At 38.6% G+C, this 14,278-nt stretch carries 18 protein-coding genes and 1 tRNA gene; 8 read left to right on the top strand and 11 right to left on the bottom strand.

The genetic code is table 11. The annotated features are described in order from the left end of the window. Window positions 1-56: 56 nt before the first annotated feature. From F931_RS19260 to F931_RS19245, 4 genes are all read right to left on the bottom strand, one after another. Window positions 57-938 carry a hypothetical protein gene (locus F931_RS19260; RefSeq protein ID WP_016142828.1) on the bottom strand — a complete coding sequence of 294 codons (882 nt, stop codon included), beginning with the start codon at window positions 936-938 and terminating at the stop codon, window positions 57-59. Between the two features lie 44 nt (window positions 939-982). Beyond that, window positions 983-1,339, bottom strand: coding sequence for a hypothetical protein (locus F931_RS19255; RefSeq protein ID WP_016142827.1), 357 nt, complete (start codon window positions 1,337-1,339; stop codon window positions 983-985). Between the two features lie 80 nt (window positions 1,340-1,419). Then, window positions 1,420-1,827 (bottom strand): fosfomycin resistance glutathione transferase FosLL, encoded by a 408-nt coding sequence (fosLL, locus tag F931_RS19250; protein ID WP_016142826.1) that lies wholly within the window; start codon window positions 1,825-1,827, stop codon window positions 1,420-1,422. Between the two features lie 156 nt (window positions 1,828-1,983). Next, a complete protein-coding gene (locus tag F931_RS19245) occupies window positions 1,984-2,532 on the bottom strand; it encodes a TetR/AcrR family transcriptional regulator (protein WP_016142825.1) in 549 nt (182 codons plus the stop codon). A 770-nt stretch (window positions 2,533-3,302) separates the two neighbouring features. Between F931_RS19245 and F931_RS19240 the strand changes: the two genes are divergently transcribed. Further along, entirely contained in the window at window positions 3,303-4,205 is a 903-nt protein-coding gene (locus tag F931_RS19240) for a helix-turn-helix domain-containing protein (RefSeq protein ID WP_016142824.1), read from the top strand. Window positions 4,206-4,316: 111 nt separating this feature from the next. Then, complete coding sequence (locus F931_RS19235; protein WP_016142823.1) at window positions 4,317-5,318, top strand: aldo/keto reductase; 1,002 nt, start codon at window positions 4,317-4,319, stop codon at window positions 5,316-5,318. 46 nt (window positions 5,319-5,364) lie between these two features. Here the strand turns inward: F931_RS19235 and F931_RS19230 are convergent, their stop codons facing one another. From F931_RS19230 to F931_RS19220, 3 genes are all read right to left on the bottom strand, one after another. Then, window positions 5,365-5,760 (bottom strand): hypothetical protein, encoded by a 396-nt coding sequence (locus F931_RS19230; RefSeq protein ID WP_016142822.1) that lies wholly within the window; start codon window positions 5,758-5,760, stop codon window positions 5,365-5,367. Window positions 5,761-5,837: 77 nt separating this feature from the next. Next, window positions 5,838-6,035, bottom strand: a complete 198-nt coding sequence (locus tag F931_RS19225) for a hypothetical protein (protein ID WP_016142821.1) — start codon at window positions 6,033-6,035, stop codon at window positions 5,838-5,840. 43 nt (window positions 6,036-6,078) lie between these two features. Then, complete coding sequence (locus tag F931_RS19220; protein ID WP_016142820.1) at window positions 6,079-6,822, bottom strand: hypothetical protein; 744 nt, start codon at window positions 6,820-6,822, stop codon at window positions 6,079-6,081. Between the two features lie 228 nt (window positions 6,823-7,050). Here F931_RS19220 and F931_RS19215 point away from each other — a divergent pair, with 228 nt between their 5' ends. Then, window positions 7,051-7,938, top strand: coding sequence for a DMT family transporter (locus F931_RS19215; RefSeq protein WP_016142819.1), 888 nt, complete (start codon window positions 7,051-7,053; stop codon window positions 7,936-7,938). A 5-nt stretch (window positions 7,939-7,943) separates the two neighbouring features. Here F931_RS19215 and sxtR read toward each other — a convergent pair whose 3' ends face one another. Then, entirely contained in the window at window positions 7,944-8,855 is a 912-nt protein-coding gene (sxtR, locus tag F931_RS19210; protein WP_016142818.1) for a multidrug efflux pump transcriptional activator SxtR, read from the bottom strand. A gap of 139 nt (window positions 8,856-8,994) precedes the next feature. On the opposite strand from sxtR, the gene sxtP reads away from it, so the two are divergent. Next, window positions 8,995-10,239, top strand: a complete 1,245-nt coding sequence (gene sxtP / locus F931_RS19205) for a multidrug efflux MFS transporter SxtP (protein WP_025470429.1) — start codon at window positions 8,995-8,997, stop codon at window positions 10,237-10,239. A gap of 23 nt (window positions 10,240-10,262) precedes the next feature. Continuing rightward, window positions 10,263-10,592 (top strand): gamma-glutamylcyclotransferase family protein, encoded by a 330-nt coding sequence (locus F931_RS19200; protein ID WP_016142816.1) that lies wholly within the window; start codon window positions 10,263-10,265, stop codon window positions 10,590-10,592. Between the two features lie 51 nt (window positions 10,593-10,643). On the opposite strand, the gene F931_RS19195 is transcribed toward F931_RS19200, so the two are convergent. Together F931_RS19195 and F931_RS19190 are read right to left on the bottom strand one after the other, a co-directional pair. Beyond that, the gene (locus F931_RS19195; RefSeq protein WP_016142815.1) at window positions 10,644-11,426 is read right to left on the bottom strand and encodes an SDR family oxidoreductase; all 783 of its coding nucleotides are present in this window, start codon (window positions 11,424-11,426) and stop codon (window positions 10,644-10,646) included. Then, window positions 11,423-11,755, bottom strand: a complete 333-nt coding sequence (locus tag F931_RS19190; RefSeq protein WP_016142814.1) for a nuclear transport factor 2 family protein — start codon at window positions 11,753-11,755, stop codon at window positions 11,423-11,425. Before F931_RS19190 ends, F931_RS19195 begins: the two co-directional genes overlap by 4 nt. Window positions 11,756-11,856: 101 nt before the next feature. Between F931_RS19190 and F931_RS19185 the strand changes: the two genes are divergently transcribed. The 3 genes from F931_RS19185 to F931_RS19175 all read left to right on the top strand — a co-directional run bounded on the left by F931_RS19185 (window position 11,857) and on the right by F931_RS19175 (window position 13,624). Then, window positions 11,857-12,771 (top strand): LysR family transcriptional regulator, encoded by a 915-nt coding sequence (locus F931_RS19185; RefSeq protein ID WP_016142813.1) that lies wholly within the window; start codon window positions 11,857-11,859, stop codon window positions 12,769-12,771. Window positions 12,772-12,863: 92 nt separating this feature from the next. Further along, window positions 12,864-12,939 (top strand) — tRNA-Thr (locus F931_RS19180). A gap of 307 nt (window positions 12,940-13,246) precedes the next feature. Continuing rightward, complete coding sequence (locus F931_RS19175) at window positions 13,247-13,624, top strand: hypothetical protein (RefSeq protein ID WP_016142812.1); 378 nt, start codon at window positions 13,247-13,249, stop codon at window positions 13,622-13,624. A 228-nt stretch (window positions 13,625-13,852) separates the two neighbouring features. On the opposite strand, the gene F931_RS19170 is transcribed toward F931_RS19175, so the two are convergent. Continuing rightward, a complete protein-coding gene (locus tag F931_RS19170) occupies window positions 13,853-14,278 on the bottom strand; it encodes a GFA family protein (RefSeq protein ID WP_016142811.1) in 426 nt (141 codons plus the stop codon).

Here is a 14,278-nt window from a genome sequence, read left to right as displayed (position 1 = left end):
ATTTAAAAAATGCTTAAATTTAAACAACTTAAGCCTTTTTGTTATTTTAAAAATATTTATTTAACATATGACCAAACATCAGGATCTGTATATTCTTCATCGATATGATAACCCTCAGCCTTAGCTTTTCTCTCTTCCTTTTCCCGATATTTTTTATTTTCAATTAATCTCTTTTTAAACGCTTGCTCGAATTCGCTAGGCGTCATTTTATCAGAGTCAGGAATTGAGTCTCTTTCATTGTAACGAACACTCTGAAAGCTAAATCTAAGCATATATTGCTCTTCATTGCGCTCACTTTTAGCTGTTCTTTTTAAACTGATATCTAGAATAACCCCATTAGCATATAACCGATAACTCAATGATTTTGTAGAGCTGTTGTTTATTATACTTTTCCACTCATCAAAGCTAAAAATATAACTTGGGTCAATGACATCACGACTTTTCGATAGATGCTTAATATTATCCTCTTTAGCGATACGAGGAGCATCTGTAAAGAAATAGTTTTTCCAGCCAGCCTGATTAATACGTTTCATTAAGACTACATAGCTTTGATAAGCTTGCTCTGGAGTAGCGAATTCCTCTTTTGTGAGACCAGCATCGATATCTAAAACTTGAATCCCTTCATTTTTGTCATATTGAGTACCTAAAACAGAAAAAACATGTTCAATTAACAAACTGTTAGGACCATTCTCGATGGTTAATTTTCCTAAGTTAGGAGGGGGAAATTGAAGTTCTCTAAAGCTAACGCCAGCTGGATGATTATCGACGTTGTCATCACTATACTTTGAAAAATCTTGAATACCTTGTTCACCCATATGCAAAGTGTAGGCTTGCTGATTAATAGTCAAATTCTGATTATGTTCTGATGTTGGCTGACAAGCGGAAAGTAGTAATCCAAAAATTAAAATTAAGAAATATTGTCTAAATTTTACCGTCATTACTAACTTCTCTACTTTGCTATTTCCCGACTCGGCGATAATTTTTAATCTTGGACAATAAAGCTATATGTCTTGTCAATTTCAGCATCACCACCTGCATAGAAATCAGCTCTTATATGGATGCTATATTCTCCTTTGTGCTTGGGAGTACCTTTGATTTGTATAATGTTGTAGCCATCCAAGTCATCAACAGGTTTAACAGTAACGCCTAAACCTTCTGGAATATTCGTTTCTAATTCAGCATATTTATCTATAACTTTTCCGCCAGAAATCTTAATAATTTGTTGGTATTCTTGATTAACATGAGCAACAGGCAAATCCTCAGGAGTAATTTTATATTTCTTCCCACAACCTGTAAGTATAAAAATAATGGAGAAAATAAATATTAATTTATAATTCATTAGAAATTTCCTTTTAAGGAGAAAGCAAAATACTTTTTTTGAAAAAGTATAAATTTCAAAAGCTAAAACTACTCTAATCATTATTCATCAAAAAAAACCATCCCCTCATAGGGATTCTTTTTACAGCTCTGGAGACGACTAGATAAAGTACCTACATGGACCTCCAACTTATGACCATCAGGGTCTAAAAAGTATATAGACTCTCCTTCGCTTTGATTATTTTTCCACTCATGGATATTCATTAGTTTAATTTTCTGGCGAAATTCATCTATATCATCTTCACTAATACTGAAACAGTAATGTGTATAGTCTGAACTTATACTAACCTCATCAAGTGATAGACAAAGCCATAACTCTCCAAGGCTCAAATAAGCACCTTTATTCCACTTGGCTCTGGGAGTAAAACCTAGAACATCCTTATAAAAACTAAAACTACGATCAACATTCTCTACAGAAATAGTTAGATGATTCAATCCACTTAATTTCATAGATGCTTTTCTCTTTTTAAAAGGATTTTATTTATATTAAAAAATTATTGATTTCACATAAGTCTATAATTTTTATTAAAGATAAAGAAATATGAAATTCTTAGTAAGAATATAAGTTTTAATATAAAAGCCCAACTCCCGTCGGGCCTTTCCCCATCAAACCCGACTTAAAAAATAGTCGAGCAATACCTCTCTTTCATCAGTACTATTTGCTCCTAAAAGCTGCACCATCGCGCCATCAATCACAAACAAAAACATGTGTGCATCTTCAACTGTAGCAGTCGCTTTTACAGTTAAAAGCAGTTTATGAATTTCTTTAATAAACCAGTTTCGGTAGTCAGTCACGATTTTATAGGCCGTTGGATAAAGCTTTTCAATTTCAAAAATTGCTTTAAATGGCAACCGATAAAATCCCTCTAAGTTTGCATGTAAAAAGTAAATTTTCTTGAGTTTATCGAAGGCCATGAGTTCACTGTAAGAGTGAATAATTGAAAACACCTCATGTTTTAATGCATCTGTTTGAAAAGTTAAGCTCATCTGAATAAGCCTTTCTTTGGAGTGAAAATAGTTATAAAAAGTGGCTTTGGGAATTTTGGCTTCCTCAACGATTCGATCGACCCCGATGTAAAACCCATGTTGATTAAATAAATCTTTTGCCGCGTGGAGCACGCGTAATGCTCTAAATGATGCTTCTAAATTTGGCATTTTTATACCGTTTAAAATAATTTTTTGTTGTATGTAAATGAGATAGAAATGCCGTCACTCTTAAATTGAGCGCTAAAAACAGGCATGCGAAATCCACACAAAAATAGTGTGCTCGCCTATCTCAAGTTTTATTGTTGCTATGTTTTTAGTCGTAATGACCTATGGCTTAAAACCTAGAGTCGGTTAAACCGTTTTAAAGACCAGTTGGGTATAAACGTAAAGACTTTGGCAAAGGGTGCCAATGAGAGAGATGAAATAGTACACATATGACGAATTCCTGTACAAATAAGGATTCTGCCGATCTCTGCTAAAAGATGGTGGCAGAACGAAAGGGGGTTAGCAGACTGGGTACAGAACCAGCACACCCGAAGGTGTCCCCCCTCCGCCCTACCATAACGTAACGTCAGGGAGACGAGTGGAATACAAGCAGACTCCATCCTCAGAAGGATTAAATCTGATGCACTGTACCGCGGTCTGCTAAAACCGGCTGGCAATGTAGGCCAGCAGGCAAAGGATAATCCGCGTATTTTGGAGTGTCAATGTGATATTGGCTATTCATTTATAAAGATTATTTTTATTTTTCATTGGCATAGTGATTTAACAATATATTTTCTTAAAGTTTAGATTGTCTGGTTATTTCATTATTAATTTATCATTCATTTTCAAACCGCTTAAATGAACCGATTGATCGCGATATAAATAAAAGCTACAGTAAATAAAGTTTGAATTTTATAACTTTAAATAAATTGATAACACACGCAGGCAAAGACATGGAAACCATACATGATTTTTATCGCCGCTTTTCTTTAACCAGAGATAGCGATTACTCGGTTCCATCAACTTCGTTTGGACATTTTAACGTGTTCCAACGTGATGCCTGCTCGTTTCTCACGCCTTATAGCCGCCGCGATTATTATAAAATTTCACTGGTTTTGGGTACAGGCGACCTTCACTACGCCAACCGCTGGATTCGGGTTGACCGCCCTGCTTTACTGTTTTCAAACCCCATGGTTCCCTACGCTTGGGAAATTAATTCGCCCGAACAGGCAGGCTGGTTTTGCCTATTTACCGAAGAGTTTGTCAACCAAGAATCGCGACAAAGCTTTTTAAAAGACTCACCACTGTTTAAAGTCGACGGCGACCCACTGTATTTTTTAAATGATCAACAGGTTGAGGAAATTTCATTTATTTTCAAAAAGATGATGAATGAAATAAATTCAGACTACATTCATAAATACAACGTTTTAAGAAATTATTTGCACCTGATTGTGCATGAAGCCATGAAAATGCAACCGACCCAACAGTTTGAAAAACATAGCAATGCTGCGGTTCGGATTTGCCATTTATTCTTTGAATTATTAGAGCGCCAGTTCCCGATCGACTCGCCCCATTTTCAGCTTAAACTCAAAACTGCAAATGACTATGCCTATGGCTTGTCGGTGCATGTAAACCATTTAAACCGAGCTGTAAAAGAAGCGACAGGTAAAACCACATCTGAGCATATTAGCTCGCGCATTACTCAAGAAGCCAAAGCGCTACTACAACACACCAGTTGGAATATTTCCGAAATTGCCTATAGCTTAGGCTTTGAATATTCAGCATATTTCACTAACTTCTTTAAGAAAAATACGGGTTTTTCGCCTAAAAAATTCCGCGAAGACTGTGTCGCCTAAAAACAGATTGTTTGAATTTTATAATTATTGGTTTGAATGTTATACGTCAGTTTGAGCCAAAGCATTTTATAGTTTTTCTACTCAAGTGATTTTGCAAAAAGAGTGTGAAAAATGAAATATAGAACTTTAGGACAAACAGGCGAAAAAGTATCAGCACTTGGTTTAGGTTGCATGGGAATGAGCTTTGCCTATGGTGCCTCAGACGACACACAAAGCATTGCCACTCTAGAAAAGGCATTAGACCTCGGCATTAACTTCTGGGACACTGCCGACATGTACGGCAACGGCGCAAACGAAGTTTTGCTCTCAAAAGTTTTAGAAAAACATCGCGACAAAGTGTTCTTGGCGACCAAATTTGGCTTTCGCTATAAAGAAGACAACCTTAACCCACAAAACTCTTTAGAGTCTTATATCGACGGTTCTCCAGAATGGATTAAAGTTGCGGTCGAAAACAGTTTAAAACGTTTAAATACAGACGTGATTGATTTGTATTATGCGCACCGCATTGACCCGAATATTCCAGTTGAAGACACCATTGGCGCAATGGCTGACTTAGTGAAACAAGGTAAAGTTCGTTACCTAGGACTCAGTGAAGCTTCGGCTGAAACCATTCGTAAAGCACATGCAATTCACCCGATTGCAGCGGTTCAACATGAATATTCACTGTTAACTCGTGATTTTGAGCAAACTCATTTACAAACCATTCGCGAGTTAGGCATTAGCCTTGTGCCGTATTCTCCGTTATCGCGTGGTTTAATTACCAATACGCTTGATGTGGGTAGCCTAGACGAAAACGATTTCCGTCGCCAGTTACCACGCTATCAAGGTGATAACTGGAAAAATAACCAAAGCTTGGCGCAAGCATTTAGCGACTTTGCTCAAAGCAAAAATGCGACAGCGGCTCAACTGGCTTTGGCTTGGATTTTGGCGCAAGGTGATGACATTATTCCAATTCCGGGTACACGTAAAATCGAGCGACTTGTAGAAAATGCAGGTGCTGTAGACCTTCATTTAACAGCGGCAGATTTGGCAGAAATCGACGCGATTATTGCGAGATATCCAAACTTGGGCGCACGCTATAACGCTCAGCAACTTGCAGCGGTCAATCATTAAAATATAACCCATAAAAAAAGTCCGACTCTGTGTCGGACTTTTTAATTTAATTTTTGCTATATGTGCCTTGCTGGCGTCCACCTTCCCAGATCGCGTCTAAGGATTTGTCAGAAATATTCAGCCTTTCAGGGAAAATACTTAAATTCTTTTTAAATTTAGACTCTGGTTTTAAACCAATACAGTCTTCATTTTTCCACCATGTGCCTTCGGCATATTGATCTAAAGCACCCACAGCCAGCATCCATTGAAACTTACCATCTGGTTGAAGTAAAAGCTCCGAACCCACTTCCATCACGCCATTTAAATAATAGTGTCCACTCCAAGCTTGGTCAGCTTGCTGAAATTTCACTTCTTTACATGATGTATTGGCTACATCTGCGTAAATCTGCGCAGAGAAAATAGCCGTCGAAACAAACAGCAAAGATGCAAATATGTTTTTCATTATTTAGTTCCTAAAAAATTAATCTTATGATTTTTCACTAATCATATTTTTTAATTTATTCCAGTATGGACATACAGCTATCCCATATATGAATAGAGCAAACCAGCTATACCAATACATAAAAGAATAATAAAGGCCATATTCTCTGTCTCAGACTTATTTTTACGCTTTTTACCGTATAGCCCAACAATTACTGCAATTATAATTACTAAGATACTGACGAGCATTACAATGCCCATCATAATTCCATGGCCAATATTTGCCGAACTTAACATTTAAGTTTCCTTTTAATTCTTAAAAATAAAACTAAAAAATTTATTATTTCCCAGACTCAACTTTTAAATACGTTCCATCGGCATAAACGTTATGTCCAAAGCCACAACCCGAGTTGCCCTCGTTTTGTTTGACCTGAATATAATTTCCTAATTTCGCATTAGATTTAAAATCGAGCTGAATACGGCAGTCTTCATTTTTATAAATCGTTTGCTTTTTATTAGTCGGCATTTTGGTGTCAAACTCACCCATATTTGGGCCATAGATCAAGCTTCTAAGTCCCATATATAAACCAGCATAGCTAATTGCATATTGGCCCTGCTTACGGCTTACCGTAATGTGATCCCACTCACCAAAACCTGAGTAACGCACATATTCACCTGACAAATCATTTGAGGCTTTAGGTGTTGGTAATTGCTTAAGATTGAACTGACTCGACTTTGATTTTTCATCAAGCATAAACCATGCTCTTGCCCAAAGTGGCTGACCCAATCTGGCATAGGCTAAGCCCACGTTATTGTTGGCAACTTCAATATCTCGGTCAGTAAATTTAACTGTAGTTTCATCTGCATTAGCTTTACAAAATGCAGTCCAAGAGGCTTGGTTTTGGAAATTTTCGAGCGCTTTTTTATATTGTTTTTGGTCGTAGTTTTTCTTACCTAAGCTCGCGTATTGCTTCACTTTATTACAGCTTTGTTGTAGTTCTTGTTCAAAAGAAAACTCTGCATGAGTCACCGCCAATGCCGAAAGTGTGAGAACCGCGCAACCTGAAATAATCGATTTAATCATTTTTAAAATTCTTTAATAATTAACTAATTATATAATATGAGTAAGCTCTATAAATCACAATTCTCTGAAACAAAAGTCTATTACAAGCATTTAAGTTTTTATAGAGTTTATTAAATTAATTCAGAATAAATCTTTATAAATATGAAGTGTTAACTGATTATTTTAATTGAATATTCATCCAAAAAATATTGTAGACTGCATGCATAAAACTTAGGAAGAATTATAAGAGTGAATAATTTAATTATTGGAACCCTATTTGCACTTTGTGCGGCTGCACTTAATGCCTCTATTGGCGTAATTAGTAAATTACTCATGCACAGCGGTTTAAGCCCACAAGATATTGCCTTTTTAAAAACCATCATCGCCTTTTTCTTTTTAAGTGTGTTTTTATTTAAAGTTCCTGTTAGCCAAAAGATTGCATACATTAGCAGCACGCCAAGTAAACTCAGCGTTTTTACTCAAATTGCCATATGTGCTTTTTTAGGGATTTTCTCGCTATTCTTTTTCGAAACCATTGCCTACAACCACGGTGCAGCAGCTAATGTTGTGGTGGTACTCATGGCTTCGGCTGCCATCTCTGCCCTATTTTTTGGTCGGTTTATTTTAAAAGAAAGTATCTATATTCATTCTCTTATTGGAACATTATTGGCTGTCGCGGGTATTAGTATTATTTCGTGGAAAGGTGAAAATAGCCTTTTAATGCTGGTCAATGCTTCTATTGCTGGCACAGGTTATGGCCTATTTTCGGTTTTAGTTAAAAAGTTCAAATTAAACGGCGGCCTGTTTCTAACCAAGTATTTATTGCTGTTTGGCAGTGTTTATCTTGCTGTTCCGTTTTTAATAAATTTACACACCATAAACTTTAATAGTGACATTGTTTTAGGTTTAGTTGGTTTAGCTGTGCTGCCAACCATCCTCGGCTTTTTCTGTACCACCAAAGCGTTGTCTTATATGAGTGCGGCCAAGGTACAGGTGACCGAGCTTTCAGAACCTATTTTCGCAGCGCTTATGGCATGGGTTTTCATTCATGAACAGCCAACTTTATCGTTTTTATATGGCGCAATTTTTATTATTGCCGGCATTTTTTTAATGAATAAAGCGCCGAAAACAAGCTAGCCAATTCATTGATATTCCTCTGCGTGGTGGCAAGCCACTTGCACCACACTGGCAAAGTTAATCGCCATTTGTGAAGGGGCGTGTTTTTTATAAGCAAGTCCTAAACCCACCGTAGGTACAGGCGCTTTCAAAGAGCGATAAGCCACACCTTGTATTTGCAATTGTTTGGTCGACTCGGGAACCAAAGACACCCCTAAATTTGCAGATACTAACGATAAAATAGACACAATTTGTGGAGCGTTTTGTCCAATTTTTGGTTCAAAGCCGCGCTCATGGCAGGCTTGTTTAATCGCATCAAAAAGCCCTGCGCTAATGGAAGGCGGCGAGACAATAAAATCAAGCTCTCGTAGTGCCGTTAAATCAATTTCTGGTGATGCATCGTCGAGTTGAAAAGACTCGGAAGGCAAAGCAGCAATGAGTGGCTCTGCCAATAATTCTTGAATAATTAAACTGTCTGGAATGTTGCGTGGCGAGCGAATAATCGCGACATCTAAACGGTCATCGAGCAACAGGTCAATGAGCAGTAAAGTGTTGGCTTCTTCAAGTTTTAAATTCACTTTCGGATATTGCTGCTGGAAATAGCGAACACATTTAGGAATTAAAGGGTTCAACATTGAAGTCCCTGTAAAGCCTAATCGCAATTGACCGACTTCGCCATTTGCCACTTGTTTAACAAGGTTCGCTGCATCTTCCACACGCTGCTGTACAGGCTGAATGGCATTTAAAAAGGCAAGCCCAGCTTCAGTTAGCTCCACCCCATGAGGTGATCGAATAAATAAGTCTGCACCCAGCTCTTCTTCTAAGTCTCGTATTTGCATGCTTAAAGGCGGCTGGCTCATGTTTAAGCGCTGCGCAGCTTTGGTAAAGTTTTTTTCTTCTGCTACCGCTAAAAAGTAGCGTATATGTCTTAGTTCCATCGCTATATATAAAACATATCATGATCCATTGTTAAATATATTAGAAAAATACCTTTCAAATTGCTAATTTTAATTTATCGAATTTTCTCGATGCAGTATGCCCACAAGCACTGCACTTTCTTTCTGTCATGGTCATGATATGAACTCTTCATCTACACCCAGTACCTTAAGTACTGAGACAACTTCTGTTCTGTCCCGCGAGTGGATTCACAAAGGCACTAAAGCCTATAAGCATGCAGGATTTGCTTTATTCTTGGTAGGTTTTGCTAGCTTCTCTCTAATTTATTGTGTACAGCCACTCTTACCTGCATTTAGTCAAAGTTTCCAAATTAGCCCTGCGAGTAGCTCTTTAGCACTGTCATTAACAACGGCCTTTTTAGCCATTTCAATTGTGCTATCAAGTGCCTTTTCACAAGCGATTGGCCGTCGTGGCGTGATCTTTACATCAATGTTATGTGCCGCAATTTTAAATATTATCTCAATGTTTACCCCGAACTGGCACAGCTTACTGATGGCGCGTGCTCTAGAAGGTTTGCTGCTCGGTGGTGTACCCGCAGTCACTATGGCGTGGATTGCCGAAGAAATTGCACCTGAGCACTTGGGTAAAACCATGGGTCTATATATTGCAGGTACGGCTTTTGGTGGCATGATGGGCCGTGTCGGCATGGGTATTTTAATTGAGTATTTTTCATGGCGCACAGCTTTAGGTTTACTTGGCGCAATCTGTTTTATTTGCTCAATCGCCTTCGTCAATCTACTGCCAGCCTCACGTAATTTTGTACAGAAAAAAGGGCTGAATTTAGGATTTCATATGCAAATGTGGCGTACCCATTTAACCAATACAAAACTATTACGTCTGTTTGCCATTGGGTTCTTGCTCACTAGCGTGTTTGTGACCTTGTTTAACTATGCCACTTTCCGTTTAAGTGGAGCGCCTTATTCACTCAGTCAGACGCAAATTAGCCTTATTTTCTTGTCGTATAGCTTTGGCATGGTGTCTTCATCGTTGGCAGGAACGCTAGCCGAGCGTTTCGGTAAAAAAACCATGATGATGAGTGGCTTTGCACTCATGATTGTGGGTAGCCTCATGACCCTACTCACCTCACTTTTCGGCATTATTATTGGCATTGCATTTATTACTACGGGTTTCTTTATTACCCACTCACTTACAAGTAGTTCTGTAGGTGCTGAAAGTAAACAAGCTAAAGCCCACGCCAGTTCACTCTACTTACTTTTTTACTATATGGGCTCAAGTATTGTCGGCTCGGCGGGCGGTTGGTTTTGGCTACACGGCGGGTGGAATGCAATTGTAGCTTTAACCGTTGTACTTTCATTATTTGGAATATTTTTAGCGGTTTATACCACACACGCGAAAGCGCATTAATTTTTAAAGTAAAGGAAAATCACATGTCGAGTTTATTTGTTTATGGCACTTTAGGCCCGGGTCGTCCTAATGCACATATACTTGAAAATATTGGCGGACAATGGTCAGAAGGTTGGGTAAACGGAAGCTTGCGCAATGAAGGCTGGGGAGCAGATTTAGGCTATCCGGGAATTGTACTCGATGATAGTAGCAATCAAGTGCAAGGTTTTGTTTTTAGCTCAGAACAGCTAGACGCGAACTGGAAATTACTCGATGACTTTGAAGGTGAAGGCTATGAAAGAGTACCTGTGCAAGTTACTTTAAATAGTGGCGAACGTATTGATTCGTTTATCTATGTGTTGAAAACTCAATAAATCAAACAGCGTGCTGTCTTCATAAAAGCAGATAGCACGCATCTTTATATTTCACACAGTCGGCACTGTACCACCATCAATCACAAACTCAGTACCCGTAATCGCCGAAGCCCGTTCAGAGACCAAATAAGTAATCAAATCTGCCACCTCTTCAGGTTTATTTGGGCGCCCTAACGGAATTCCACCCAAAGCATTCATAATGATTTGCTTCCCACCTTCATAATTTGTTTCCGCTTCAAGTGCAAGACGCTCTGCCAAAGCCACAGCAGCTTCGGTTTCAATCCATCCCGGCGCAACGCGAACAACACGTATTCCCTTTGGAGAAATCTCTTTAGATAAACTTTTACTATATGTAGATAACGCCGCTTTTGCTGCTGCGTATGCAGTCGTTGATTCTGGTAAAGGCAGTTCTCTCTGAATGGAAGTTACATGAATAATGACACCAGAACCTTGCTCTAACATCAGAGGTATCAATGCCCGATCCAGACGAATGGCAGGCATTAAATTTAAATTAATTTCTCGCTCCCACTCTTCATCGCCCAATACAGCAAATCCGCCTGCCGGAGCAGATGAACCACCTAAAACGTGTACAACAATATCAATTTCCCCCCAGTGTTTCTGCACAGCCTGCACTACCTCGCTGCATCCTTTAGCTGTAGTTAAATCAGCTTCAATAAAATGTACATTTTGTGGTAAATCCCCTACAGGATGACGAGCAGCAGTCATGACTTCCGCACCTACCTCATGTAATGCTCTTACAACAGCGGCTCCTGTTCCTTTACTACCACCTGTTACTAACGCCTTTTTTCCTAAGAGTTGTAAAGGAAAATTCATACGGTAATCTCCAATACTTCAATTTTTTCATCGGTTAACTGGAAGGCATAATGTAAGTTGATCGGACTACCGGGGAAGTTACCTTCTACACGTGCCAAAACCACATGCTTTCCGTTCTGCATCTCTATACTCAGTGGTTCAGCATAATATTCGTATTGAGTCGAAGCTTGCTGTTTCCAGCCTAAGATAGCCTTATGGCCCATATATTCGTGTCCTTCATCGCGCACGACACCATGCTCTGTAAAACAAGCAACTACTGCTTCTGCCGTCTGCCGATCTGATTCAAAATAGTGTTGAATGATTGATGGCAATAAAATTTGGTGAGCCATATATCTAAGCCTTATGTAAATTGATGCTTTCGATTGTAGCCCTACAAGATTCTTGTTATAAGAGGGATAATATGGGATGAATTAATGCAGAAATCGGGACAATGAATAACACTAGCCTAACGGATCTAAAAGCGGTAATTGCGCTTGCCAACCACCGTAATTTTCGGTCAGCAGCAGTTGAACTCGATATGTCATCTTCAGCACTCAGCCGAAATATTGCTCAGCTAGAACATCATTTAGGGATACGCTTATTTAATCGTACAACTCGTAGTGTTTCACTGACCGAAGCAGGACTACAGTTTTTAAATCGTATTACCCCAGCCTTGGAACAAATTGATCTTGCTGTTCAAGAGACATTAGACCGTCGCGCCACTCCTTCAGGAACATTAAGAATCAATGCAGAAGAAGGTATGTCTCGGCAAATTCTGCATTCTGTAATCATTGAATATATCCGTCGCTATCCGGATGTGCGAGTTGATCTCGTTTCTGACGGAGAATTTATTGATATTGTGAAAGAAGGTTTTGATGCTGGTATACGTTTCGCCAGTACCGTCCCACAAGATATGGTTGCCATTGAAATAGGCCCTAAGCAAAGCATGGCAGTAGTTGCAACACCAGCTTATCTAAATACACATGGTATGCCCCACATACCTTCTGATTTGTTAAAGCATGAATGCATTCGCCTACGATTACCTAGCGGTAAAATTTATAAATGGGAATTTACTCAAAACAATGAATCTTTAACAGTCGATGTTTCAGGGCATCTTACAATTGATACCTATATGTTAGCCATTGATAGTGCTTTATCTGGTATTGGCTTAGCTTATACAGGCCATTGGTTTGTAGCTCCTCTCATCGAACAAGGTCGACTCATACGTGTTTTGGAAGATTGGACACCTCACTATGCGGGTCTATGTTTATATTACCCGCAAGGAAAACATCCGAGCGCTGCACTACGTGCTTTCATTGACTTAGCACGTGAACAGCGACTTATTCCTTCCTATCCCATTCTTTAAACTGTTTGCCATGATCAGATATGAGAAAACATCTAACTGCTCATTTTTTGGCTTGTAATTTTTTTAAGAAACTGTAAAATTCTCACCACATCGCCGGCATAGCTCAGTTGGTAGAGCAACTGACTTGTAATCAGTAGGTCCACAGTTCGAATCCGTGTGCCGGCACCATCATTAAACCTCATGAATATTTGATTTATGGGGTTTTTTGTTGTCTATAACTTTAGGCATAGTCTATTCATCATGTTTTGAAGAAATATACTTACCTAAAAATTTATTATAAATATGAAGTTAAAAATAAATTTCTAAAAAAATTATTATTTTAAAAACTAAATATAGTCCCTCTAATTTATTAAAAAATATAATATTAAAATAATAAATATTAAAAATATAAGATTATAATGCGCCACCAAATAGGGACCTGTTAATAGGACCTATTTATAAACTTTAATTCATTAAGATACTAACAAGGAAAAATATGAGACTCCGTTTTATTTTACCTACTTTATTTCTAGCTTTACCTTTAACTGCATTTGCTCAAGATACAGCTTCTCAAATACAAACTATTGCAAACCCACCTATTTGCTTAATTGAGGGTACTCCTTCAGCAGAGCACTATAAATCTATTAAACGTATTAAAGCCGCAAAAGGAACTTATGGGGGTTTTGAAGAAGTAAAACCTAAATTAGCCAATATTGCTCGTAAATACGGTGCAGATGTAGTGATTAATTATCACCAAAGCCAAAGATTTGGCTTCTGGCCATGGCGTATTGTTCGTCCCGTACTTACAGGTACTGCGGTGAAATGGAATACACCTGTTGATTGTGCAGCATTGGGTGGAAAACAAGTTTATTAATACAAAATGAAAAAAGCCCAACATCCTGTTGGGCTTTTTTCGTATTTCGTTACTAGGTACACTTCCTGTAATACCTCACGTCCTGATGCTTAAACTTATTATTGTTGTTTTACGTTTCGGAACTTCCTGTTCCTGATGAGTTCATCATAGGTAATTTGTAGGGTCATAGAAAGAAGTCATTTTCCCGAATGTCTGTAAGAAAAGGCTTACGAGCTTGTCAGACTATCTCTATCCTTCTTTTCTCTTCTCTATCATTTTTTCAAAGTGTTTAAGGTTGGGGCTCAGCGTATCCCAAGCATAGGCTTGGCTCACAAACACCTCTGCTCTAGGCTGATAAAGACTAGGGTCATCCAAAGTACCTGCACGTATTGAAATCATTTCAGGAGCAATTTCAGGTAAGCCAAAAAGCTGGGAACCACAAGTCGGGCAAAAAGCTCGTTTAATAGGTCGGCCAGAAGATCCTAAAGACTCAAAATATTTAAGCTCGCCACTTACTTTCAATTCAGATTGGTGAAAAAAAGCGATGGGTGCATAGGCTGAACCTGTGGCCTTCTGACAATCCCTACAGTGGCAATTAAAGCTATAACGTGGCTCTGCTTCGCTTTGGTAGCTCACCGCTCCACACAAACACGATCCTTGATATTTGGCTGACAT

It is taken from the genome of Acinetobacter pittii ANC 4050 (assembly GCF_000399685.1).
GTDB classification, from domain to species: Bacteria; Pseudomonadota; Gammaproteobacteria; order Pseudomonadales; family Moraxellaceae; genus Acinetobacter; species Acinetobacter pittii_E.
Note: the sequence above shows the minus strand (reverse complement) of the source record. Positions and strands in the feature narration are given on the sequence as shown.

What these genes read in the sequence shown, in the direction of transcription:
- F931_RS19260 (WP_016142828.1), bottom strand. Translation starts at nt 938, where the DNA reads ATGACGGTAAAATTTAGACAATATTTCTTAATTTTAATTTTTGGATTA.
- F931_RS19255 (WP_016142827.1), bottom strand. Translation starts at nt 1,339, where the DNA reads ATGAATTATAAATTAATATTTATTTTCTCCATTATTTTTATACTTACA.
- fosLL (WP_016142826.1), bottom strand. Translation starts at nt 1,827, where the DNA reads ATGAAATTAAGTGGATTGAATCATCTAACTATTTCTGTAGAGAATGTT.
- F931_RS19245 (WP_016142825.1), bottom strand. Translation starts at nt 2,532, where the DNA reads ATGCCAAATTTAGAAGCATCATTTAGAGCATTACGCGTGCTCCACGCG.
- F931_RS19240 (WP_016142824.1), top strand. Translation starts at nt 3,303, where the DNA reads ATGGAAACCATACATGATTTTTATCGCCGCTTTTCTTTAACCAGAGAT.
- F931_RS19235 (WP_016142823.1), top strand. Translation starts at nt 4,317, where the DNA reads ATGAAATATAGAACTTTAGGACAAACAGGCGAAAAAGTATCAGCACTT.
- F931_RS19230 (WP_016142822.1), bottom strand. Translation starts at nt 5,760, where the DNA reads ATGAAAAACATATTTGCATCTTTGCTGTTTGTTTCGACGGCTATTTTC.
- F931_RS19225 (WP_016142821.1), bottom strand. Translation starts at nt 6,035, where the DNA reads ATGTTAAGTTCGGCAAATATTGGCCATGGAATTATGATGGGCATTGTA.
- F931_RS19220 (WP_016142820.1), bottom strand. Translation starts at nt 6,822, where the DNA reads ATGATTAAATCGATTATTTCAGGTTGCGCGGTTCTCACACTTTCGGCA.
- sxtR (WP_016142818.1), bottom strand. Translation starts at nt 8,855, where the DNA reads ATGGAACTAAGACATATACGCTACTTTTTAGCGGTAGCAGAAGAAAAA.
- sxtP (WP_025470429.1), top strand. Translation starts at nt 8,995, where the DNA reads ATGAACTCTTCATCTACACCCAGTACCTTAAGTACTGAGACAACTTCT.
- F931_RS19200 (WP_016142816.1), top strand. Translation starts at nt 10,263, where the DNA reads ATGTCGAGTTTATTTGTTTATGGCACTTTAGGCCCGGGTCGTCCTAAT.
- F931_RS19195 (WP_016142815.1), bottom strand. Translation starts at nt 11,426, where the DNA reads ATGAATTTTCCTTTACAACTCTTAGGAAAAAAGGCGTTAGTAACAGGT.
- F931_RS19190 (WP_016142814.1), bottom strand. Translation starts at nt 11,755, where the DNA reads ATGGCTCACCAAATTTTATTGCCATCAATCATTCAACACTATTTTGAA.
- F931_RS19185 (WP_016142813.1), top strand. Translation starts at nt 11,857, where the DNA reads ATGAATAACACTAGCCTAACGGATCTAAAAGCGGTAATTGCGCTTGCC.
- F931_RS19175 (WP_016142812.1), top strand. Translation starts at nt 13,247, where the DNA reads ATGAGACTCCGTTTTATTTTACCTACTTTATTTCTAGCTTTACCTTTA.
- F931_RS19170 (WP_016142811.1), bottom strand. Translation starts at nt 14,278, where the DNA reads ATGTCAGCCAAATATCAAGGATCGTGTTTGTGTGGAGCGGTGAGCTAC.